This window comes from Methylopila jiangsuensis, assembly GCF_027922305.1.
In the GTDB taxonomy this organism is placed as follows: domain Bacteria; phylum Pseudomonadota; class Alphaproteobacteria; order Rhizobiales; family Methylopilaceae; genus Methylopila; species Methylopila jiangsuensis.
The window spans coordinates 705705-725877 of the sequence record NZ_BSFK01000005.1 but is presented as its reverse complement, the minus strand read 5'-3'; the positions used below and the strand labels follow the sequence as shown (position 1 = coordinate 725877).

The 20173-nt window shown below is 70.4% G+C and carries 21 protein-coding genes; 9 read left to right on the top strand and 12 right to left on the bottom strand.

Annotated elements, in window-relative coordinates:
- Positions 1–55: 55 nt before the first annotated feature.
- From sppA to PKE85_RS04895, 3 genes are read left to right on the top strand one after another with little or no spacing between them, the layout of a single operon-like run.
- Positions 56–1021 carry a signal peptide peptidase SppA gene (gene sppA, locus PKE85_RS04905; protein WP_271203658.1) on the top strand — a complete coding sequence of 322 codons (966 nt, stop codon included), beginning with the start codon at positions 56–58 and terminating at the stop codon, positions 1019–1021.
- 51 nt (positions 1022–1072) lie between these two features.
- On the top strand, positions 1073–1384 hold the full coding sequence (locus PKE85_RS04900; RefSeq protein ID WP_271203657.1) for an integration host factor subunit beta: 312 nt from the start codon (positions 1073–1075) through the stop codon (positions 1382–1384).
- Complete coding sequence (locus PKE85_RS04895) at positions 1381–1728, top strand: LapA family protein (protein WP_271203656.1); 348 nt, start codon at positions 1381–1383, stop codon at positions 1726–1728. Before PKE85_RS04900 ends, PKE85_RS04895 begins: the two co-directional genes overlap by 4 nt.
- Before the next feature lie 22 nt (positions 1729–1750).
- Here PKE85_RS04895 and PKE85_RS04890 read toward each other — a convergent pair whose 3' ends face one another.
- The 4 genes from PKE85_RS04890 to PKE85_RS04875 all read right to left on the bottom strand — a co-directional run bounded on the left by PKE85_RS04890 (position 1751) and on the right by PKE85_RS04875 (position 5675).
- A complete protein-coding gene (locus PKE85_RS04890; protein WP_271203655.1) occupies positions 1751–2290 on the bottom strand; it encodes a TetR/AcrR family transcriptional regulator in 540 nt (179 codons plus the stop codon).
- Between the two features lie 41 nt (positions 2291–2331).
- On the bottom strand, positions 2332–2937 hold the full coding sequence (locus tag PKE85_RS04885) for a glutathione S-transferase family protein (protein WP_271203654.1): 606 nt from the start codon (positions 2935–2937) through the stop codon (positions 2332–2334).
- 19 nt (positions 2938–2956) lie between these two features.
- The gene (locus PKE85_RS04880; RefSeq protein WP_271203653.1) at positions 2957–3358 is read right to left on the bottom strand and encodes a VOC family protein; all 402 of its coding nucleotides are present in this window, start codon (positions 3356–3358) and stop codon (positions 2957–2959) included.
- Positions 3359–3710: 352 nt separating this feature from the next.
- Complete coding sequence (locus PKE85_RS04875; RefSeq protein WP_271203652.1) at positions 3711–5675, bottom strand: acetoacetate--CoA ligase; 1965 nt, start codon at positions 5673–5675, stop codon at positions 3711–3713.
- Between the two features lie 178 nt (positions 5676–5853).
- Here PKE85_RS04875 and PKE85_RS04870 point away from each other — a divergent pair, with 178 nt between their 5' ends.
- Positions 5854–7557 (top strand): AsmA family protein, encoded by a 1704-nt coding sequence (locus PKE85_RS04870; RefSeq protein ID WP_271203651.1) that lies wholly within the window; start codon positions 5854–5856, stop codon positions 7555–7557.
- A 9-nt stretch (positions 7558–7566) separates the two neighbouring features.
- On the opposite strand, the gene PKE85_RS04865 is transcribed toward PKE85_RS04870, so the two are convergent.
- From PKE85_RS04865 to PKE85_RS04850, 4 genes are all read right to left on the bottom strand, one after another.
- The gene (locus PKE85_RS04865) at positions 7567–8388 is read right to left on the bottom strand and encodes an ABC transporter permease (RefSeq protein ID WP_271203650.1); all 822 of its coding nucleotides are present in this window, start codon (positions 8386–8388) and stop codon (positions 7567–7569) included.
- A 37-nt stretch (positions 8389–8425) separates the two neighbouring features.
- Positions 8426–9349, bottom strand: coding sequence for an ABC transporter permease (locus tag PKE85_RS04860; protein WP_271203649.1), 924 nt, complete (start codon positions 9347–9349; stop codon positions 8426–8428).
- 14 nt (positions 9350–9363) lie between these two features.
- Positions 9364–10533: an ABC transporter ATP-binding protein gene (locus PKE85_RS04855; RefSeq protein WP_271203648.1), complete on the bottom strand. Its 1170-nt coding sequence runs from the start codon at positions 10531–10533 to the stop codon at positions 9364–9366.
- 185 nt (positions 10534–10718) lie between these two features.
- Entirely contained in the window at positions 10719–11822 is a 1104-nt protein-coding gene (locus PKE85_RS04850; RefSeq protein ID WP_271203647.1) for a polyamine ABC transporter substrate-binding protein, read from the bottom strand.
- A 360-nt stretch (positions 11823–12182) separates the two neighbouring features.
- On the opposite strand from PKE85_RS04850, the gene PKE85_RS04845 reads away from it, so the two are divergent.
- Entirely contained in the window at positions 12183–13586 is a 1404-nt protein-coding gene (locus PKE85_RS04845; protein WP_271203646.1) for a glutamine synthetase family protein, read from the top strand.
- A gap of 10 nt (positions 13587–13596) precedes the next feature.
- A complete protein-coding gene (locus PKE85_RS04840; protein WP_271203645.1) occupies positions 13597–14877 on the top strand; it encodes an NAD(P)/FAD-dependent oxidoreductase in 1281 nt (426 codons plus the stop codon).
- A 150-nt stretch (positions 14878–15027) separates the two neighbouring features.
- Here PKE85_RS04840 and PKE85_RS04835 read toward each other — a convergent pair whose 3' ends face one another.
- Complete coding sequence (locus PKE85_RS04835; RefSeq protein ID WP_271203644.1) at positions 15028–15735, bottom strand: hypothetical protein; 708 nt, start codon at positions 15733–15735, stop codon at positions 15028–15030.
- Positions 15736–16087: 352 nt separating this feature from the next.
- Here PKE85_RS04835 and rplM point away from each other — a divergent pair, with 352 nt between their 5' ends.
- Positions 16088–16567, top strand: coding sequence for a 50S ribosomal protein L13 (gene rplM / locus PKE85_RS04830; RefSeq protein WP_271203643.1), 480 nt, complete (start codon positions 16088–16090; stop codon positions 16565–16567).
- Between the two features lie 2 nt (positions 16568–16569).
- Positions 16570–17046, top strand: coding sequence for a 30S ribosomal protein S9 (gene rpsI, locus PKE85_RS04825; RefSeq protein WP_271203642.1), 477 nt, complete (start codon positions 16570–16572; stop codon positions 17044–17046).
- 240 nt (positions 17047–17286) lie between these two features.
- On the opposite strand, the gene PKE85_RS04820 is transcribed toward rpsI, so the two are convergent.
- Positions 17287–18435 (bottom strand): hypothetical protein, encoded by a 1149-nt coding sequence (locus tag PKE85_RS04820; RefSeq protein ID WP_271203641.1) that lies wholly within the window; start codon positions 18433–18435, stop codon positions 17287–17289.
- A gap of 114 nt (positions 18436–18549) precedes the next feature.
- On the opposite strand from PKE85_RS04820, the gene PKE85_RS04815 reads away from it, so the two are divergent.
- Positions 18550–19134, top strand: a complete 585-nt coding sequence (locus tag PKE85_RS04815) for a nitroreductase family protein (RefSeq protein ID WP_271203640.1) — start codon at positions 18550–18552, stop codon at positions 19132–19134.
- Positions 19135–19161: 27 nt separating this feature from the next.
- Here the strand turns inward: PKE85_RS04815 and PKE85_RS04810 are convergent, their stop codons facing one another.
- The gene (locus tag PKE85_RS04810) at positions 19162–19581 is read right to left on the bottom strand and encodes a hypothetical protein (protein WP_271203639.1); all 420 of its coding nucleotides are present in this window, start codon (positions 19579–19581) and stop codon (positions 19162–19164) included.
- A 64-nt stretch (positions 19582–19645) separates the two neighbouring features.
- Positions 19646–20101, bottom strand: coding sequence for an outer membrane protein assembly factor BamE (locus PKE85_RS04805; protein ID WP_271203638.1), 456 nt, complete (start codon positions 20099–20101; stop codon positions 19646–19648).
- Positions 20102–20173 lie beyond the last annotated feature (72 nt).

The window sequence follows — 20173 nt, the reverse complement described above, 5'->3', positions numbered from 1 at the left end:
GGGCCTTCGTCGTGTTAGGGACGGGGTCCGCTGATCCGCATCCGGAAGAACGCCCATGGCCCTCAACGCCGAAGCGATACTCGAGCGACGCGCGCTGCGGCGGCGCGTGGCCTTCTGGCGGGTGGCCGCCATCGCGCTGGTGGGCGTGGCGCTGGCGGCCGGCGCCTTCGCCAGCCGCGGCGCGACCAAGCCGGGGCCGCGCGGCGCACACATCGCCAGGGTCGAGCTCTCCGGCGTCATCATGGACGACGAGAAGCGCGCCAAGCTGCTCAAGAACCTCGATAAAAGCGACGCGAAGGGCGTGCTTCTGGTGATCAACAGCCCCGGCGGCGGCGTCACCGCGTCCGAGGACATCTACGTGGCCGTGCGCAAGATCGCCGAGAAGCGCCCCGTGGTGGCGGTGGTGCAGACCGTGGCGGCCTCCGGCGGCTACATCGCGGCGATCGCGGCCGACCACATCGTGGCGCGTCAGAACTCCATCACCGGCTCCATCGGCGTGCTGGCGCAGTATCCCAACTTCACCGGCCTTCTCGACAAGCTGGGCGTGGCGGTGGAATCGGTGAAGTCATCGCCGCTGAAGGCCGCGCCAAGCGGCGTCGAGCCCACCAGCCCCGAGGCGCGCAAGGCGCTGGAAACGCTGATTCTCGACAGCTACGCCTGGTTCAAGGATCTGGTGTCCGAGCGGCGCAAGCTCACCGGCGCGCAGCTCGCCTCCGTCACCGACGGGCGGGTGTTCACCGGCCGGCAGGCGATCGAGGTCAAGCTGGTGGACCAGCTCGGCGGCGAGGACGAGGCCATCGCCTGGCTCGCCACCAAGGGCGTGGACGATACGCTTCCGGTGCGGGAGTGGAAGCCGGAAGGCTCCGGTCTCGGCGCGCTCGGGCTGGCGCGCTCGGCGGCCGCCGGCGTGGCGGACGGTCTCGGCGCCCCGGCCATCGGGGCCGCGCTGCGCGGCGGGTCGGGCGGGGACGGGCTCGTCCTTGACGGGCTGTTGGCCGTCTGGCAAGCTGCCGCCCGATAATAATCAAATTTTACCGTGACTTAGGGGCTTCAAGCCCTGCGGGAGCGCCTTATGATCAAGTCCGAGCTGGTCGCGCGCATCGCCGCCGCCAATCCGCATCTCTACCAGAGGGACGTGGAGAACATCGTCAACGCCATCCTCGACGAGATCGTGGGGGCGCTGTCCCGCGGCGACCGGGTGGAGCTGCGCGGCTTCGGCGCCTTCTCCGTCAAGACGCGCCCGGCGCGCGTCGGGCGGAACCCGCGCACGGGCGAACATGTTTCGGTGGAGGGCAAGGCGGCGCCCTTCTTCAAGACGGGAAAAGAGATGCGTCTCAGGCTGAACAAGGACAATCCGGCGGCGGCGGAAGAGGCCTCGGCATGAGCTTCCGGCGGCTGTTGACGGGCCTGATCGGCCTTCCGCTCGCGCTGGTGCTGGTGCTGTTCGCGGTGGCGAACCGCGGGACGGTGTCGGTGAGCTTCGATCCGTTCTCGGCGGAGGCGCCGGCGCTGGCCTTTGACGTCCCGCTGTTCGTGGTGATCCTGCTCTCGGTCATGCTCGGCGTGCTGGTGGGCGGCGTCGCCGCCTGGCTGCGGCAGGGCAAATGGCGTAAGGAGGCCAAGACCCGCCGCGTCGAGGTCACCCGGCTTGAAAACGAGAACGACCGCGCCCGTCGCGACGTGGCCGTGGCCCGCGCCGCGCTGCCGGCGCCGCAGAAGGCGGCCTGATCGCCTCACGGCTCCGCCGCGCTCAGGCGCTGCGGTTCCCGAACAGAATGTGCGGCGCGGCGCGCAGCGCGGTTTCGAACGGGGCGCTGCTTGACGTGGCGCGCGCCAGGGTGAGCGCGCCCTGAATGAGCGCCACCACGGCCACGGCCGAAGCGCGGGCGTCGGCCGGCGCCGCGCCGCGCTCGTCCGCCAGCCGGGCCAACGCCTCGATCCAGCGCGTGAACCCGTCCTCAACGCGCGGCCTGAGCTTGTGCTCGTCCTGTCCCAGCGACAGCGCGCCCAGAAGGCAGCCGAGATCGCCGTTTCGATAATAGGCCGCAATTCCGTCCAGCCAGCGGGCGAAGCGCGCCTCGGGCGCGCCTTCGCCCGCCAGAGGCGCGAACAACTCCGCCCCGAGGCGGCGCTCCACGTCGTCGAGCGCCGCCGCGGCCATATCGGCCTTGCCGTTGGGGAAGTGGTGATAGAGCGCGGCGCGGCTGAGCCCGGTGGCTCGCGACAGGTCGGACAGGCTGGCGCCGTCCCAGCCCTTGGCCCGGAACACGTCGCGCAGCGCGGTGACCATGTCCGCCTTGCGCTCGGGCGGGGCGGGGGGCCGGCCGCGCCTCACGCGCCCGCGCGCTGGCCCGGCATCCCCACGTAGCCGGGAAGAGCCCGGATCCTGTCCATCCATCGCAGCACCGCCGGGTAGGGCGTGAGAGACACGCCGCCTTCCTCCGCCAGCGCCACGTAAGGGTAGCACGCCACGTCCGCAAGCGTCGGGCGGCCGAGCTCCAGCCATGCGCGCGCCTCCAGCCGGTCGTTGAGGATCGCCAGCACGCCGGCGGCCTTGGCGCGGGCGCGCTCCGCGTCGAGATCGTAGCCGAACTTCTCGCGCAGCCGGGCGTCGTTCGGCCCGCGGGCCACGTCGTTGGCGGCGGTGGAGAGCCATTGCGTGACGCGCGCGAGCCCCTCGGCGTCGGCGGGCAGCCAGTCGTCCCGATCGTGTTTGCGCGCGAGGTAGACCAGGATCGCCTGACTGTCCCGAAGGACGAGATCACCGTCCTCCAGCACCGGAATCTCGCCGAACGGGTTCAGCGTCAGGAAGTCGGGGCGCTTGTGGGCGCCGCCGAGGAAATCCACCGGGACGATCTCGAGATCGACGCCGATCAGCGCGCAGAACAGCCGCGCCTTGTAGCAGTTGCCGGACAGGTCCAGGTCATGGAGCTTCATGGGTTGGGTCCTCTTGCGTTCAGGCGGCGTCGAGCAGCTGGTTGAACTCCAGCACCGTCCCGTCCGGATCGCGGATGAACAGGGTGCGTCGCCGTCCGGCCAGCGTGACGGGCCCTTCGGTGATGGCGATGTCCTCGCGGGCGAGCAGGGCCTCGAGCGCGCCGAGGTCGTCCACCACGAAGGCCACATGGGTCAGGCCCGGCCACTTCACCGGCTCGTCCTGCAGCAGGTTCGACGCGCCGTCGCGGGCGACGCCGTTGAGGATGAGATTGATGCGGACACCGTCCGCCGTCGCCATCTCGTTGGCGTGGTGGGCCGGCAGGTCGATCTCCTCCCGGAAGCCGAGCCGCTCGTAGAACGCCACGGACCGGGCGCGGTCGCTGACGCGGATGCCCACGTGTTCATAGGCGTTGACGCGCATGGAAACAGCCTCCATTTATTAAACCGAACGTTTGGTTTAATAAATGGAGAGCGCAGGGCGCGCAAGGGGAGGGGAGCGTCGTGGGGCGAAGATCAGATGGACGCGCCTCCCGGGAGGGATGGGCCGGCTCGGGCGAGGCGTTGCGCGTCGGGCGGAACCGGCATGGCCGCGTTCTCTGGGGAGGGCATGACGGCGCGCCGGACGCCGCCTGATGTGCGCTCCGCCTCAGCGAACGGACGCGCGCCGGCCATCGTCCGAGCGACGGCGGGGCTTGGGAGAACAAGCCTTGGCGGCTGCGGCTTTGACTTGCTCCGGGTGAGGGCATGACGGCCGCCGTCACGCCCGCCGGCGGTCAGTCCTTCAGCGCGGCGAGGTCGGCGAACAGATCGAGCGCGTCCGGGTTGGCGAGCGCCTCCTTGTTCTTCACCGGGCGGCCGTGCACCACCTCGCGCACCGCGAGCTCCACGATCTTGCCGGACTTGGTGCGCGGGATGTCGGCCACGGCCACGATCTTCGCCGGCACATGGCGCGGCGAGGCGCCCTCGCGGATTCGGGTCTTCATGCGCTTCGCGAGGTCGTCGGACAGCTCCGCGCCCGGCGCCAGCCGCACGAACAGCACCACCCGCACGTCGCCGTCGAAGTCCTGCCCGATGGCGAGCGCTTCGACGATCTCCTCCATCTTCTCGACCTGGGCGTAGATCTCCGCGGTGCCGATGCGCACGCCGCCGGGGTTGAGCGTGGCGTCGGAGCGGCCGTGGATGATCAGGCCGCCATGCTCCGTCCATTCGGCGAAGTCGCCATGGACCCAGACGTTGTCGAAGCGCTCGAAATAGGCCGCGCGGTACTTGGCGCCGTCCGGGTCGTTCCAGAAGCCGATCGGCATGGCGGGAAACGCCTTCACGCAGGCGAGCTCGCCCTTGCCGGACGCCATGGGCGCGCCGTCGTCGTCGAGCACCGCGATGGCGAGCCCGAGCCCCGGCCCCTGGATCTCGCCGCGCCACACCGGCTCCAGCGGATTGCCCAGCACGAAACAGGACACGATGTCGGTGCCGCCGGAGATGGAGGCGAGCTGCACGTCGCTCTTCACCGCCTCGTAGATCCAGTCGAAGCTCGAATCCGCCAGTGGCGAGCCCGTGGAGGCGATGGTCCGCACGGTGGCGAGGCTGTGGGTGTCGCGGGGAATGAGGCCCTGCTTCTTCACCCCGTCGATCCACTTCGCCGACGTGCCGAAGAAGGTCATGGCCTCCTGATCGGCGTAGTCGAACAGAACCGCCGGGGTGGGATGGAACGGCGAGCCGTCGAACAGCAGCAGCGTCGCCTCCGCCGCCAGTCCCGAAACCAGCCAGTTCCACATCATCCAGCCGCAGGTGGTGAAGTAGAACACCCGGTCGCCGGGGCCGATGTCGGAATGGAGCCGGTGCTCCTTCAGATGCTGCAGCAGCACGCCGCCGGCGGAATGCACGATGCATTTCGGCACGCCGGTGGTGCCGGAGGAAAACAGCACATAGAGCGGATGGGCGAAGGGCAGCCGCTCGAAAGTGGGCTCGGTGGCGGCGAAGCGCCCGGTGAAGGCCTCCAGCGTCACGCCGGCGCGCAGGGACGCCGCCACCTCCTCCGCGTTCCCGAGATAGGGGAACACCACCACGGTCTCGACGGTCGGCAGCGCGTCCACGATCGGCTTCAGCTTGGCGGCGATCTCGATGCGCTTGCCGGCGTACCAGTAGCCGTCCACGGTGACGAACGCCTTGGGCTCGATCTGGCCGAAGCGGTCCAGCACGCCGCGCTCGCCGAAATCCGGCGAGCAGGACGACCAGACCGCGCCGAGCGAGGCGGTCGCAAGCATGAAGGCCACCGTCTCCGGCCGGTTGGGGACCATGGCGGCCACCCGGTCGCCGGGACCGACGCCGGCCGCCTTCAGCGCCTGCTGCAGCAACGACACCTGGGCGCGGAGCGTGTCCCAGCTCCAGCGCGCCTCGGCCTTGTCCTCGCCTCGGAACACGATGGCGTCGCCCGGGCCCGAACCGCGCAGCAGGTTCTCGGCGACGTTCAGCCGGGCGTCGGGGAAGAACGCCGCGCCGGGCATGGCGTCGCCGTTCTCGAGCAGCCTCTCGCCCTTGTGTCCGATGACGCCGCCGAAGTCCCACACCAGATCCCAGAAGCCCTCGCGATCCTCGATCGACCAGGCGTGCAACGCGCGGAAGTCGGACAGGTCCCGGCCGGCGCGCTCGCCGGCGAGCGCCGCGAAGCGGGCCAGCGCGCTCGCGGCCTTGCGTTCGGGCGAGGGCGTCCACAGCGGCGCGTCGGCGGCGTGGGTCATCGGCGGTCTCCGGGGAGCGGGTCGGACGGCTGTGCGCAACGTGGCACATCATAGGGCCGCCTTCGCGGTTGCGAAAAGCCGACCTTGGGCGGCGCCGTTTGGAACCGGCGCGCGAGCCGCGCTATAAGCGGCGCGCCTTGATCGCCCGGCCTGCGCCGGGATGGGAGACCCGGACCGGATGCGCCGCATCGTTCTCGGCCTCGCCGGGGCGGCGGTGGCGTTGGGTGTCGCGGGCGCGGCGCTCGCCGTGCGCGCGTCGTCGGCGGGCCTCGACGCCACACTGCTGACCGCGCTGCGCGCCGGCTCGGGCCTCGCGCTGGAGGCGAAGGACGCGCGGCTGACCCTGTGGCCGACCCCGCGCCTGCGCTTCGACGACGTGCGCGTCGCGACCGCCGAGGGCGCCCCCGTGGCTCGGCTGAAGGCGCTGGTGGTGAAGCCGGCGTTTATGTCGCTGGTCACAGGGCGCGCCTCCGTCACCGACGTCACGCTGCTGTCCCCCGTGATCCAGGCCGAAGCGGTCGATCTGGAGCGGCTCGCCCGCGCGCTGTCGGACGCGCAGCGGGGAACGCCGCCCTCCGTGCGGGTCGTGGACGGCGAGGTGCGCTGGGGGAAGGGCCAAGTCAGCGCCATCGACGCCGGCTTCGCCCTCACCCGCGGTGGGCAGCTTGCGGCCACCGGTGTCGCGCGCTTCCGCGACCGCACGGTCGAGGGCGCGATGACCGTGGACGACGTGTTCGCCGCCGCCCGCGGCGCGCGCAGCGACCTGCGGCTCAAGCTGGACGGCGACGGGCTGCGAATCGCCTTCGAAGGTCACGCCGTGCGGACCGAAGGCGGACGCCGGCTCGAGGGAGAGCTGGGCCTGCGCGCCCGGTCGCTGAAGGAGGTGGCGGCCTGGCTCGGCGCGCCGCTGCCGGCGGTGAGCGCCCCGCTCGCGGACGTCACGCTGTCGGGCCGGGGACTCATCGATCGCGCCGGGCTTGCGCTCGACGGCGCTGAGCTGGCGCTCGACGGCGCGCAGTTCGACGGCGCCGCCCGCTTCGGCAGAACGCCCGACGGCCGCCCGGACGTGGAGGCCACCCTCGACGCCGAGGCCATCGACCTGACGCCCTATCTCGGCGCCGTGTCGGACTCCCCCAGCGGCGACTGGCGCCGCCGGGGGATCGACGTCCGCACGCTCGCCGCCCTCAATCTCGACCTGCGATTGTCGGCCCGCCGCCTGAGGGCGGCCGCGATCACGCTCGGGCCCACGGCCGCAACCGTCAGCGTCGCCCACGGCGCGCTGGACATGGTGGTGGGCGAGGCCTCGGTCTATGGCGGCGTCGTGGGCGGCCGGCTGGCGCTGGAGCCCTATGGCGCCGCCGCCCGGCTGCGTCTGTCGCTCCGGGGCGCGGGGGTGGAGCTTGGACCGCTGCTCCGGGACGCCGCCGGCCAGGAGCGGCTCTCGGGCGAACTCTCCGGCGAATTCGCGGCGGAAGGGCAGGGCGCCACGCCGGGCGCCATTCTCCGCTCGCTCTCCGGCCGCGGCTCCGCCAGCCTGCAGGGCGGCGCCGTGGGCGGCCTGCGCGCGCGGGCGCTGGCGCTGCTGGGCCTCGGCGGCAAGATCGAGGTGCGCACGGCGGAAGGCTCCGCCACGGTGTCGGGCGGCGTCGCCCGCACCGGCGACCTGCGGCTCGGCGGCCCGTCCGCCGAACTGCGGCTTTCCGGCGAGGCCGATCTGCCCTCCGGCCGGCTGAACCTGACCGGCGCCCTCGCCGTCACCGAGGGCGCGACCATACCGGCCCGGGTGCGCGGCCGGATCGACGACCCGAAGCTGCGCCTCGACCCGCTCGGCGCCGACCGCCGCTCGGACGCGGGCGGCTTGCGCCCGGCCCCCGCGCCGTAAAGCCCGCCCTCAGCGGCCAGCCGCCGCCGCGCGCTCCGCCTTCAGCCGCTCGTTCTCCGCCCGCTTGGTGGCGATGGAGGCCGCGATCACGCCGATGGTGACGAGCCCGATCAGGATCGAGCACACCGCGTTGATCTCGGGCTTCACCCCGAGCCGCACCGACGAGTAGATCCGCATCGGCAGCGTGGTGGCGCCGGGGCCGGTGGTGAACTGCGAGATCACCAGATCGTCGATGGAGAGCGTGAAGGCCAGCATCCAGCCCGACACCACCGCCGGCAGGATGATGGGCAGCGTCACCACGAAGAAGGTGCGGAACGGCGGGCAGCCCAGGTCCATCGCCGCCTCCTCCAGGCTGCGGTCGAAGCTCACCAGCCGCGACTGCACCACCACCGCCACGAAGCACATGGAAAAGGTGACGTGGGCGATGGTGACGGTGAGGAAGCCGCGGTCGAGCCCGATCGCCACGAACAGCAGCAGCATGGACAGGCCCGTGATCACCTCGGGCATCACCAGCGGCGCATAGACCATGCCGGAGAACAGCGTGCGGCCGCGGAAGCGGCCCATGCGCGTCAGCGTCACCGCCGCCAGCGTGCCGAGCACCGTTGCCACGGTGGCCGACAGCAGGCCGAGCCGCACCGTGACCCAGGCGGCCTCCAGCAACTGCTCGTTGTGCAGCAGCGACACGTACCAGCGGGTGGAGAAGCCGCCCCACACCGTGACCAGCTGGCTGTCGTTGAAGGAGTAGAGCACGAGGATGACGATCGGCAGATAAAGGAACGCGAAGCCGAGCGTCAGCGCCGCCACGTTGACCGTCGAAAGACCCTTGGTCATGGGCGCGGCTCCGGTTGGGGCGAGGACGGGGCGGCGCTCATTTCTTGGCCTCCACTTCCCGGGACTGGACGTTCTGGTAGAGCGCGATCGGCACCACCAGAACCAGCAGCAGCAGCACGGCGATGGCGGAGGAGACCGGCCAGTCGCGGTTGGAGAAGAACTCGTTGTAGAGCGTCTTGCCGATCATCAGCGTCTCGGAGCCGCCGAGCAGGTCCGGGATCACGAACTCGCCCACCGCCGGGATGAACACCAGGAAGCAGCCCGCCACCACGCCCGGCAGCGAGAGCGGCACGGTGATCTGCCAGAACGACTTCCACGGCGGCGAGCCCAGATCGGAGGCCGCCTCCAGCAGGGTGTGGTCGAGCTTCTCGAGGCTGGCGTAGAGCGGCAGCACCATGAAGGGCAGGTACGAATAGACGATGCCGATGAAGACCGCCGTCTCGGTGTTCATGATGTAGAGCGGCTCGGAGATCAGGCCGATCTTCAGCAGGAAGGCGTTGAGCAGGCCCTCGGGGCTCAGGATGCCGATCCAGGCGTAGACCCGGATCAGCAGCGAGGTCCAGAACGGCAGGATCACCGCCATCACCAGCGCGGGCCGGATGCCCTTGGGGGCCTTCGCCATGGCGTAGGCCATGGGGTAGCCGATCAGCAGCATCAGCACGGTGGAGATGGCGGCGATGCGCAGGCTCGACACATAGGAGAACCAGTAGAGCTCGTCCTCGGTCAGCAGCCAGTAGTTCTCGAAATCGAGCCCGCTCCACCAGTCGACCACGCCCTGCCAGCCGAGGCTGAGATCGAGCAGCGGCTCGTAGGGCGGCTGGGCGATGGTGGTGTCGGACAGCGAGATCTTCAGGACGATGAAGAACGGCGCCAGGAAGAACACCAGCAGCCAGAGATAGGGCGTGCCGATGACCGCCCAGCGGCCGAGGGGGTTGGCGCCGGGCGCCTTGGGGTCGGCCATGGTCGCGCCCCCCCTCAGGCCGTCAGCAGCACGCCGGCGTCCGGCGCGAACCACACGTGCACCTTGTCGTCCCAGGCGATGGGCGCGCTCTCGGTGCGGGTGGCGTTGGCGCGGCTGACCCGCATGATGGTGTCCGAGCCTTCGAGCTTGACCAGGAACTTGGTCCAGTCGCCGAAATAGGCGATGTCCCACACCTCGCCCTTGAGCACGTTGACGGCGTCCGCCGGCGGCGGCTCGATGGCGATCCGCATTTTCTCCGGCCGGATCGCGAACGCCACCTCCGCCCCATCGGCGGGGCGGGCCTCCGGCGCCGCCACCGTGATGGGCGCCGCGGGGTCCTTCACCGCCAGCGACAGGCCGGCCGGCCCGGCGCCCGCGACCTTCGCCTCCAGGATGTTGATGTCGCCGATGAAGTCCGCCACGTAGCGGGAGTTCGGCTGCTCGTAGATGTCGCCGGGGGTCGCCACCTGCACCAGCTTGCCGTGGTTCATCACGGCGATGCGGTCGGCCACCGTCATGGCCTCCTCCTGGTCGTGGGTGACGATCAGGAAGGTGAGGCCGAGCTCCATCTGCAGGTCCATGAGCTCGAACTGGGTCTCCTCGCGCAGCTTCTTGTCGAGCGCGCCCAGCGGCTCGTCCAGCAGAAGCACCTTGGGCCGCTTGGCGACCGCGCGGGCCAGCGCCACGCGCTGGCGCTGGCCGCCGGAGAGCTGGTGCGGCTTGCGGGAGGCGAAGCTCTCCAGCTTCACCAGCTTCAGCATCTCCGTGACCCGCTCCGCGATCTCGGTCTTCGGCAGCCCGTCCTGCTTCAGGCCGAAGGCCACGTTCTGCTCCACGCTCATGTGCGGGAACAGCGCGTAGGACTGGAACATCATGTTCACCGGCCGCCGGTAGGGCGGCATGCCGGCGAGATCTTTGCCGCCGAGCGTGACGCGGCCCGATGTCGGCTCCTCGAAGCCGGCGAGCATGCGCATCAGCGTGGTCTTGCCGCAGCCGGAGGGGCCAAGCAGCGCGAAGAACTCCCGCTGGTGGATGTCGAGCGAGATGTCGTCCACCGCGACGAAGTCGCCGAAGCGCTTGGTCACGTTCTCGAACCGGATCAGCGGCACGGCGGACGGATCGAGCCAGGGCGCGAACGAGCGCCGGATCGGGCCGAGGGCTTTCTGGGCGGGCTTCAGCGCCATGGTGGGTCTCGGAAGGAGAGAGGGGCGTCGGACGAGTCGGGGCAGGGCGGCGCGGCGCATGGCCCCTGTGGGGACGGCCGCGCCGGCATGCGTCTCGAACGGCGCCCGGCCGCCGCAGGGGCGGCCGGGCCTTGCGATGTCCGCATCCCGGCGACGTCTTCACGCCTCCGGGAGCGTCTCGCGCGTCAGCGCCCGCTCTTGGCCCGGGTCCAGGCGCGGGTCAGCGCGCGCTGCACCTTGGAGTCCTCGATCGAGGACACGGTGTAGAGCCGGCCCAGCACTTCCGGCGTGGGGTAGATCGCCGGATTGGTCTTGATCGCCTCGTCCAGGAACTCCTGCGACTTGAGGTTGCCGTTGGCGTAGGACACGTAGTTCGAGGCCTTGGCCGCGACCTCGGGCTTCAGGATGTAGTTCAGGAAGATGTGCGCGTTCTCGACGTTGGGCGCGTCGGCCGGGATCGCCATCTGGTCGAACCAGAGCTGCGCGCCCTCGTTCGGGATGACGTAGCCCACGTTCACGCCCTTGCCGGCCTCTTCGGCGCGGGTCTTGGCCTGGAAGATGTCGCCCGAATAGCCGACGGTGACGCAGATGTTCCCGTTCGCCAGCGCGTTGATGTATTCGGACGAGTGGAACTTGGTGATGTAGGGCTTCAGCTTGCCGAGGTGCTCGGCCGCCTTCTCCACGTCCTTGACGTTGGTGAGGTCCGGCTTCAGGCCGAGATAGTTCATCACCGACGGGAGCAGATCCTCCGGGCTGTCCAGCAGCATCACGCCGCAGCTTTTCAGCTTCTTCAGGTTCTCAGGGTCGTAGACCAGCTTCCAGCTGTCCAGCGGCGCGTCGGGCAGCGCCTTCTTCACCTTGTCGACATTGTAGCCGATGCCGGTGGTGCCCCACATGTAGTTGATGGAATAGGCGTTGTCCGGGTCGTACCTGGCGATGCGCTCGTAGATCTCCGGCCAGATGTTGGTGAGGTTGGGCAGCTTCGACTTGTCGAGCTTCTGGAACACGCCGGCCTTGATCTGGCGCGACAGGAAGGTGGCGGTCGGCACCACCACGTCGTAGCCGGTCTTTCCGGTGAGAAGCTTGGTCTCGACGATCTCGTTGGAATCGAACACGTCGTAGACGACCTTGATGCCGGTCTCGGCCTCGAAGTCCTTGAGAATCTGCTCGTCGATGTAGTCCGACCAGTTGTAGACCCGGACCTCCTTGCTCTGGGCGAAGGCCTCGCCGCCGAGCCCCAACGCCAAGCCCACCGCCGCCAGCGTGAGCGCGAAACGTTTCGACGTCATTGCGTCGCCTCTCCTGTCGCAAGGCCCGCCCGCCGTGTTCCGGGCCGGCTTCAGGAAGGCTAGCCGCGCCCGTGGCGGCGCACAACCGTTTCTGCCTGATCGCGCGCCATGCCGCGTTTCGATGCGGCGCCGCAGCGGATTGATTTGAACCGCGGCCTCGGGCACGCTGATCTTGCGCCGCAAACCGGCGCCCGGCGGCCTCGGCGGCCGGATGCGGGCCCGCTTCCTCCGCCTTAACCGACCTGATCCGGGCGGGCCTCAGGCGCGACGCCCCCCGTCGCGCCATTCGTTTAGCCGGCTTGGGTCGGCGGCGGCGCGGGATGTCCTGCGGCGCGCGCCTTACCGACAAAATGGTGTTCGATGAGCAAGAAGAAGCGCAACAGCCTCAAGGAGGCGATCGCCGACCGACGCGGCGCGGCGACGCTGGAGGAGGCGCGCGCCTGGGTGCTCGAACGCGGCATCGAAGAGCTGGAATGCGTGGTGCCGGACCAGGCCGGCGTCGCGCGCGGCAAGATCATGCCGGCGGCGAAATTCTTCGCCTCGCCCACCATGAACATGCCGTCCTCGATTTTCCACCAGACCATCGCCGGCGGCTACGCGGACGACGACGCCATCGGCGGCGGCGACCCGGCGGACAGCGACGTGGTGCTGGAGCCGGACTTCTCCACGCTTTCGGTGGTGCCCTGGGCTTCGGACCCCACCGGCCAGATCATTCACGACGCCTTCCATCGCGACGGCCGCCCGGTGGAGGTGGCGCCGCGCCAGTTGCTGAAGCGCGTGGTCGACCTCTACAGCCACAAGGGCTGGACCCCGGTGATCGCGCCGGAGATCGAGTTCTACCTCGTCAAGCCCAACACCGATCCGGACTACCCGCTGGAGCCGCCGATCGGCCGCTCGGGCCGGCCGGAGACAGGGCGGCAGTCCTACTCGATCTCGGCGGTGAACGAGTTCGACGAGCTGTTCGAGGACATCTACGACTTCTCCGAGGCGCAGGGGCTCGAGATCGACACCCTGATCCACGAGGAGGGCGCGGCGCAGATGGAGATCAACCTCCGGCACGGGCATCCGCTCGCGCTGGCCGACCAGGTCTTCATGTTCAAGCGCACCATCCGCGAAGCCGCGCTGAAGCACGACATCTACGCCACCTTCATGGCGAAGCCGATCGCCAACGAGCCCGGCTCGGCCATGCACATTCACCAGTCGGTCACCGACGCCGAGACCGGCCGCAACATCTTCTCCGACGAGCAGGGCAAGCCCTCGGCCGAGTTCTTCTCCTTCCTCGCCGGCACCCAGAAGTACCTGCCGGCGGTGATGTGCGTGATGGCGCCTTACGTGAACTCCTACCGTCGGCTGACGCGCCAGTCGTCGGCTCCCATCAACGTGCAGTGGGGCTACGACAACCGCACCACCGGCATCCGGGTGCCGCCGTCGAGCCCGGCCGCGCGCCGGGTGGAGAACCGGGTGCCGTCCTCCGACGCCAACCCCTATCTCGCCATCGCCGCCTCGCTCGCCTGCGGCTATCTCGGCATGGTGGAGGGGCTCGCCCCGTCCGAGCCGATCGAGGGCTCGGCCCACGGGCTCGACTACGACCTGCCCCGCGGCCTGCTGGAGGCGGTGGCCGCGTTCGAGGACTGCACGCCGCTGTCGGACGTGTTCGGTCGCTCCTTCATCAACACCTACGGCGCGATCAAGCGGGCGGAGTTCGAAACCTTCATGCGCGTCATCAGCCCGTGGGAGCGGGAGTACCTGCTGCTGAACGTGTGAGGCCGGCGCCGTGACGGAGTTCCCCGCCGCCGGCTCCTATTACGAGGCCGTCAACCCCGCGCCGCCGCCCCGGCCGCGGCTGAAGGGATTCGCGCGCGCCGACGTGGCGATCATCGGCGCGGGCTTCACCGGGCTCTCGGCTGCGCTGCATCTGGCGGAGCGCGGCGTCTCCGTCGTGGTGCTGGAGCAGGCGCGGGTGGGCTGGGGCGCCTCGGGCCGCAACGGCGGCCAGCTCCATCCGGGCCAGCGGCTCGACCAGGATGAACTGGAACGGCTGATGGGCCTCGCCGACGCCCGACGGCTGTGGCGGCTCGCGGAGGACGCCAAGGGGCTGCTGCGCGGGCTGATCGCCCGCCACCATATCCACTGCCGGTACGAGCAGGGGCTGATCCACGCCGACCACAAGCCGGGCTTCGTGGCCCACGCCCACGCCTACGCCGCCAAGCTCCGGGAGGCTTACGACTACCCGCATGTGGAGGCGCTCGACCGGGAGCGCATCCGCGAGCTGGTGAAGAGCGACGCCTATCACGGCGGCGCCATCGACCACGACGGCGGCCATCTCGACCCGCTGGCGCTGGTCCAGGGGCTGGCGGACGCGGCCGAGGCCGCCGGCGCCCGCATCTTTGAGGGGTTCCGGGTGCGCCGTCTCATCCACGGCCGGCCGCACCGGCTGCAGGACGGCCAAGGCGCGGAGGTGGAGGCGGACACGGTGCTGGTCTGCGCCGACGGGCTGCTGGAGGGGGTGGAGCCGGCGGTCGAGTCGCATGTGATGCCGATCGCCAACCACATCGCCGCCACCGCCCCGCTGGGCGAGCGGCTGAGCGAGGTCCTGACCAGCCGGGCCGCGGTCTCCGACAGCCGCTTCGTGGTGTATTATTTCCGCCCGACTCCGGACGGCCGGCTGCTGTTCGGCGGCGGCGAAACCTACTCCACCACCCTGCCGAAGCGCATCGCGCCGATCGTGCGGGGGCATCTTCTGAAGGTGTTCCCGCAGCTTGAAGGCGTGGCGCTGGACCACGCCTGGGGCGGGGTTCTGGGCGTCACGCCCACGCGCCTGCCCTTCGTGCGCGAGGTGGCGCCCGGCGTGCTGACCGCCGCCGGCTATTCGGGGCAGGGCGTCCTGCTCGGGCCGATGTTCGGCAAGATCCTCGCCGACGCGGTCGCCGGACGGCTGGAGGGCTTCGACCTGCTGGCCAGGCTGCCCGTGCCGGCCTTCCCCGGCGGAACCTGGCTGCGCAAGCCGATCCTGGTGGCCGCCATGAGCTACTTCGCCCTGCGCGACCGGCTGTGAGGACGACGTCTTCCGACGCCGGTGCCGGAAGCGTTTGAGAGGCCCGCGGCCCGTCGCACGCGGAGGCTTGCGGCCGGAGGCTCGGAACGCCTTTCGCCCGGTCCCGGCCCAAAGCCGGACCGGACGGCTTGGCCGCCCGCGCTTCGGCCGTCAGTTCGGGGTCTGCTCGTCCTCGCCGAACAGCGCCTTGATCTTCTCGATGTAGGGCTTCACCACATCCACGTTGCCGGGGATCGGCTGGAAGCTTTCGAGCGCCGCGAACTGCTCGTCGAGGTCCTTCAGCGCCGCCTGCTTCTCGTCGTCGGACAGCGCGGCGTCGTTCTCGATCTCGGACTGGACCTTGCGCTTCTCGGCCCCGAGGTCGGTCTCGCCGCCCTCCGGGTCGCTGGCGCCGAAGGCGAGCAGCACGGACTGGGCGGTGTTGGCCCAGTCGGCGTAGGCGGCGAAGTTGTGCTTTTTCAGAACGGCGTCGATCTGGGCCTTGGCCTCGGGCTTGTCCAGATAGGCCGCCAGCGCGCCGACCGGATCCTCGGCCTCGCCGACCTCGGCCTCGTCGCTTTCCGGCTGATCCTTGGGGTTGGCGTCCTGAGCCTTGGCGTCCGGCTCCTCGGCGGCGAGCTTCTCGCGCAGGGTCTCGAACTCCGGCCAGGCGGCGAGGAACGCCTCCACCAGCGTCGGCGTCAGCGGGATCTGCTTCGGCTCCAGCTCGGCGACGGCCGCGCCGTCCGCCGCCGGCTGCTCGGCCGCGGGAGCCTGTTGCTCCAGCGCCGCCGCCGGCGCGGCGAGGCCCATGGCGCCGGCGAGAAGGGCGGGGAGCAGGGCGACGCGAAGCGCGCGGCGCGGAGCGGCGATGAGCATGACGTCCTCCAGACACGTGCGCGCCTTCCACAAGCGGGTGTGCGGCGGCCTCGTTCGATTCGGGACTATGCCCGCTCGCGCGCGGCGCGGCCATGACGGAAATGCCACGGACGGGCGGCTTCGTACGCCGGGATGCGCCCCGTTCCGGCGCAGGGCACCCGATGAAGGTCTGCGGGCCTAGAGTTTCAGCCGTCTTGCGCGAGGTAAATTGATACCATTTTTATAAACCATTGTTTTTCAAAGATATTCTGTGTCATGGGATGGTTGCTTTTCCGTCGTGGGTTCGGTATCACCTCGGTCGCCGCGCGGAGCCCGTCTTCGCGCGCTTTCGTTTCCAATCGAGGTTGATCCCATGCGACCCCAACTGGCCCGCTCCTATGTGGCCAAGCCCGCCGAGGTCGAGAAGAAGTGGGTCGTGATCGATGCGAAGGGCCTGGTCGTGGGCCGTCTCGCCTCTCTGATCGCGATGCGCCTTCGCGGCAAGCACAAGGCCACCTTCACCCCGCACGTGGACGACGGCGACAACGTCATCGTCATCAACGCGTCCCGGGTCGTGCTCACTGGCAAGAAGCGCCAGGACAAGACCTACTACTGGCACACCGGCTATCCGGGCGGCATCAAGGAGCGCAAGGCGCACCAGATTCTTGACGGCCGCTTCCCGGAGCGCGTCGTGGAGAAGGCCGTGGAGCGCATGCTCCCGCGCGGCCCGCTCGGCCGCAAGCAGCTCGGCAACCTCCGCGTCTACGGCGGCGAGAGCCACCCGCACGAGGCCCAGCAGCCGGTCGCTCTGGACATCGTGTCCCTGAACCGCAAGAACAGCCGGAGCGCCTGATCATGGCCGAGAACCTGCAGTCCCTCGGCGATCTGGGCGGCGCGCTCACCGCGTCCTCCGAAGCCCCCAAGCACGTCAAGAAGGTCGACGCCCAGGGCCGCGCCTACGCCACCGGCAAGCGCAAGGACGCGGTCGCCCGCGTCTGGATCCGTCCGGGCTCCGGCAAGGTCACCGTCAACAAGCGTCCGCTTGAGGTGTATTTCGCGCGCCCCGTGCTGCGCATGATCCTCGAGCAGCCGCTCGGCGTCGCCAACCGCAAGGACCAGTACGACATCGTCGTGACGGTCGCCGGCGGCGGCCTGTCGGGCCAGGCGGGCGCGGTGCGCCACGGCCTGTCCAAGGCCCTGACCTATTACGAGCCCGAGCTGCGCGGCGTCCTCAAGAAGGGCGGCTTCCTCACCCGCGACAGCCGCGTGGTCGAGCGCAAGAAGTATGGCCGCGCCAAGGCGCGTCGGAGCTTCCAGTTCTCCAAGCGCTGACCGGCGGACCTTCGGGTCCCGCCGCTCACACGGAAAAGGCGGGCTTCGGCCCGCCTTTTTTCGTATCGCGCCCCGGTTTGGGCGTGGGGTGCGGCGCGTGGGAGCTGCCTGAGAACTCCACCCTGCCGTCCTGCCCGAGCTTGGTTCTCGGGCGTCCACGGTTTGAGCGTGCAGGCCCCCGCTCAGGAAAAAATCATCCATGCCCGCGCTTCGCGCGCTGCGCTGATGTCCGAAGGAGCTTCAGCCGTCCGCGGCCTGGATCTCCACGGTGGCGTCGAAGCCGGCGCGCACCTCGAAGGTCTTCTGCTGCATGTGGCCGTAGCGGCGCACGATGGCGGTGTACTCGCCCTCCGACAGCACGATCGGCGGCAACTGGCCGATGGATTCCCGGATCACGTCGCCGCCCGGCGTGAGGATGGTCCAGGAGGTGTCGGACAGCTCCGGCCCGCCGGGCGCGTCCACCAGCTTCAGCGTCATGCGCGCGGCCTTGTGGTGCACCTGCGCCTCGACGAACTTGCCGGCCGGCACGTCCAGGTCCACCTCGACGATGGCGTTGGCGTCGCCATAGGACGAGACCACGTGATAGGCGCCCGCGGGCAGCCGCAGCACCTCGCCGGGCGGCGCCTTGTCGGTGACGGTGCGGGTCACGCCGCCCTCGTCGCGGGTGAGCGTGAAAGAAATCCGGTCTGCGGGGATCTTCACGTCGCCCACCAGCGCCGTCAGCCGCACCGCGCCGGTGGGCATGACGATGGTCTCTTCGCGGCCGGCGCGGGGGCCCACCACCACGTAGCGGGCGGTGCTCACCAGCCCGTAGACCGCGTGCACGATGTAGCCGCCGGGATCGAGATCGAAACGGGGCGCGGCGGATGAGGATTCGGCCACCAGCATGTGCTCGCCGTTGGCGTCCGGCCGGTCGGTGAACACGCGCCACTTCAGCCCGTTGGGGATCCGGCCGCCCTTGGCGTCGAAGGCGGCGTGCAGGGCAAGCGTCTGTTTCACGATGGTCGCGGCCGCCGCCGGCGGCAGCGCGGCGACGCCCGAGGGCGCGGCCGGGGAGGCGGGCGTCCCCGGTTTCGGCTGCGGGCCGAGCGCCGGCAGGTTCAGGCCGCCGAGCGGGTCGTTCGCGCCGGGCCGCAGGCTGCGCCCGCCAAGCGAGGGGGAGGGCAGCTGCGGCCGGGGCGACAGCAGGTCCGGGGCCTTGGTGGCCTCGGGGCCGATCAGGTTCATGCGGCCGGTGAAGCTGCCGCCATAGCTGAAGCCGCGCTCGCGCTCGGCGCCGCCCTTTTCGGGGCGCGATCCGGCTTCCTGCGCGCGCGCGGAAGCCGGCGCCGCGAGGGTGAGCGCGGCGGCGAGGCAGGCGCCAATCGGACGGGGGATCGAACGGGCCATAGGGCTGCGATGCCACCCCCGCGCCCCGTTGGCAAGTGCGCCGGCGTTGCGCGGGGCGGACGGGCGTGCGATGGCGCGGAGCCTGACCGCCACGGCCGACCGATCGAGGACACCATGAGCTCCGACGTCCAGAACCCCACCATCGCGCTGCTTTCGGCGCGGCGCTCCACCCCGGCGGTCGCCTGCGCGGAGCCGGGGCCTTCGCCGGAGCAGATCGACCTCATCCTGACGCTGGGCGCGCGCGTTCCGGATCACGGCAAGCTGGCGCCGTGGCGCTTCATCGTGATCGAGGGCGAGGCCCGCGCGGCCCTCGACGCCCGCCTCGCCGCGGCGCTCAAGGCGTCGGACCCGGAGGTTTCGCCGGGCCGTCTGGCGCAGCAGGCCGGCATGTTCTCCCAGTCCGCGCTGGTGATCGGCGTCGTCAGCCGCGCCGGCCCCCATGTGAAGATTCCCGAATGGGAGCAGGTTCTGTCCGCCGGCGCCGTCTGCATGAACATGGTGGTGGCGGCGAACGCGCTCGGCTTCGGCGCCCAGTGGCTGACCGGCTGGGCGGCTTACGCGCCGGAAGCGCTTGCAGTTCTCGGCGTGGGGGAAAGCGAGAAGGTCGCCGGCTTCATCCACATCGGAACGCCGACCCAGACGCTGCCCGACCGTCCGCGGCCGGAGCTGTCGGACGTCGTGACCCGCTGGGGCGCCTGAAACCCTCTTAAACGGGCGATCCGGAGCTCAGAGCCCCGGCGCTTCCTGCCAGCCGGTGGTGGTGAGCCGGCTGCGCAGACCGGCGCAACGCTCCACCGAGACGCCCGCGACCACCGGCACCCGGCGGCGGTTGGAGCGGGACAGCGCGTCGATCGTCTCCCGGCAGGCGATGATCTTCAGGCCCGGCGCGCGCAGCTTTCCCAGGTCGCGCTGGACGTAGGACGTGCCGGGAATGGCGAGGATCACGCCTCGTCCGCCCAGGATGACGCTGAAGCGCCGGCCGCGTCCGCCCTTCACGAAATCGGCGCCGGCGCGCAGGGCGCGCTGGAACGCCCGCGGGTCGTGATTCTCGATGCCGACGAACTGCGAATCGCCCGGCGCGGCGGCGGCCGGCTCCGGCGACAGGCCGAGAGCGGCGAGGGCGAGAAGCGCGGCCCGCAGGCGCATGGCGAAATCTCCGAAGCGAAGCGTGGATCGGGAGAAGCGGGGCGCGCGACCGCGCCCTCGCGCCTCACTCCGAGGAGAGGATGCCCTTGAAGGCCTGCTCCAGGAAGTTGGTCTCCTGGCCGGCGGTCGGGGTGACCTCGCCGATGAAGTCGAAGATCTGGCCGTCCTTCAGGCCGTAGTTGGCGATGCGCTCCACCCGGCGGTCCTTGTTGAAGTAGACCGCGAGCACGCGCTGATCGGTGATCTTGGCGTTCATGAACGCCACAGGGCGGTTCGTGGTCTGGGAGATGTAGTAGTAGACCTCGCCCTTGAGCGTCGCGGTGGTGGAGGGGGTGCCGAGCACCACCAGCACCTGGTCCTGGCTCGACCCGACCGGAACCTGCGCCAGAGCGCTCTCCGACAGGACATAGCCCTTCTGCTGGGTCTCGGCGCAGGCCGACAGCGTCCCGGCGAGGGCGGCGGCGATCGCGGCGGCCGCGGCGCGGCCGATCGGCGAGCGGGTCCGGTACGGCGTGGTCATGGGTCTGGCTCCTCCCCGAAACGCAACACGTCAGAGGGCGTCGGTTGGGGCCGGCCCCCGCAAAGGCGCGCC

What these genes read in the sequence shown, in the direction of transcription:
- PKE85_RS04815 (WP_271203640.1), top strand. Translation starts at nt 18,550, where the DNA reads ATGAGCTCCGACGTCCAGAACCCCACCATCGCGCTGCTTTCGGCGCGG.
- sppA (WP_271203658.1), top strand. Translation starts at nt 56, where the DNA reads ATGGCCCTCAACGCCGAAGCGATACTCGAGCGACGCGCGCTGCGGCGG.
- PKE85_RS04890 (WP_271203655.1), bottom strand. Translation starts at nt 2,290, where the DNA reads ATGGTCACCGCGCTGCGCGACGTGTTCCGGGCCAAGGGCTGGGACGGC.
- PKE85_RS04870 (WP_271203651.1), top strand. Translation starts at nt 5,854, where the DNA reads ATGCGCCGCATCGTTCTCGGCCTCGCCGGGGCGGCGGTGGCGTTGGGT.
- PKE85_RS04855 (WP_271203648.1), bottom strand. Translation starts at nt 10,533, where the DNA reads ATGGCGCTGAAGCCCGCCCAGAAAGCCCTCGGCCCGATCCGGCGCTCG.
- PKE85_RS04865 (WP_271203650.1), bottom strand. Translation starts at nt 8,388, where the DNA reads ATGACCAAGGGTCTTTCGACGGTCAACGTGGCGGCGCTGACGCTCGGC.
- PKE85_RS04845 (WP_271203646.1), top strand. Translation starts at nt 12,183, where the DNA reads ATGAGCAAGAAGAAGCGCAACAGCCTCAAGGAGGCGATCGCCGACCGA.
- PKE85_RS04885 (WP_271203654.1), bottom strand. Translation starts at nt 2,937, where the DNA reads ATGAAGCTCCATGACCTGGACCTGTCCGGCAACTGCTACAAGGCGCGG.
- PKE85_RS04835 (WP_271203644.1), bottom strand. Translation starts at nt 15,735, where the DNA reads ATGCTCATCGCCGCTCCGCGCCGCGCGCTTCGCGTCGCCCTGCTCCCC.
- rplM (WP_271203643.1), top strand. Translation starts at nt 16,088, where the DNA reads ATGCGACCCCAACTGGCCCGCTCCTATGTGGCCAAGCCCGCCGAGGTC.
- PKE85_RS04820 (WP_271203641.1), bottom strand. Translation starts at nt 18,435, where the DNA reads ATGGCCCGTTCGATCCCCCGTCCGATTGGCGCCTGCCTCGCCGCCGCG.
- PKE85_RS04810 (WP_271203639.1), bottom strand. Translation starts at nt 19,581, where the DNA reads ATGCGCCTGCGGGCCGCGCTTCTCGCCCTCGCCGCTCTCGGCCTGTCG.
- PKE85_RS04805 (WP_271203638.1), bottom strand. Translation starts at nt 20,101, where the DNA reads ATGACCACGCCGTACCGGACCCGCTCGCCGATCGGCCGCGCCGCGGCC.
- PKE85_RS04860 (WP_271203649.1), bottom strand. Translation starts at nt 9,349, where the DNA reads ATGGCCGACCCCAAGGCGCCCGGCGCCAACCCCCTCGGCCGCTGGGCG.
- PKE85_RS04875 (WP_271203652.1), bottom strand. Translation starts at nt 5,675, where the DNA reads ATGACCCACGCCGCCGACGCGCCGCTGTGGACGCCCTCGCCCGAACGC.
- PKE85_RS04895 (WP_271203656.1), top strand. Translation starts at nt 1,381, where the DNA reads ATGAGCTTCCGGCGGCTGTTGACGGGCCTGATCGGCCTTCCGCTCGCG.
- PKE85_RS04880 (WP_271203653.1), bottom strand. Translation starts at nt 3,358, where the DNA reads ATGCGCGTCAACGCCTATGAACACGTGGGCATCCGCGTCAGCGACCGC.
- PKE85_RS04900 (WP_271203657.1), top strand. Translation starts at nt 1,073, where the DNA reads ATGATCAAGTCCGAGCTGGTCGCGCGCATCGCCGCCGCCAATCCGCAT.
- PKE85_RS04850 (WP_271203647.1), bottom strand. Translation starts at nt 11,822, where the DNA reads ATGACGTCGAAACGTTTCGCGCTCACGCTGGCGGCGGTGGGCTTGGCG.
- rpsI (WP_271203642.1), top strand. Translation starts at nt 16,570, where the DNA reads ATGGCCGAGAACCTGCAGTCCCTCGGCGATCTGGGCGGCGCGCTCACC.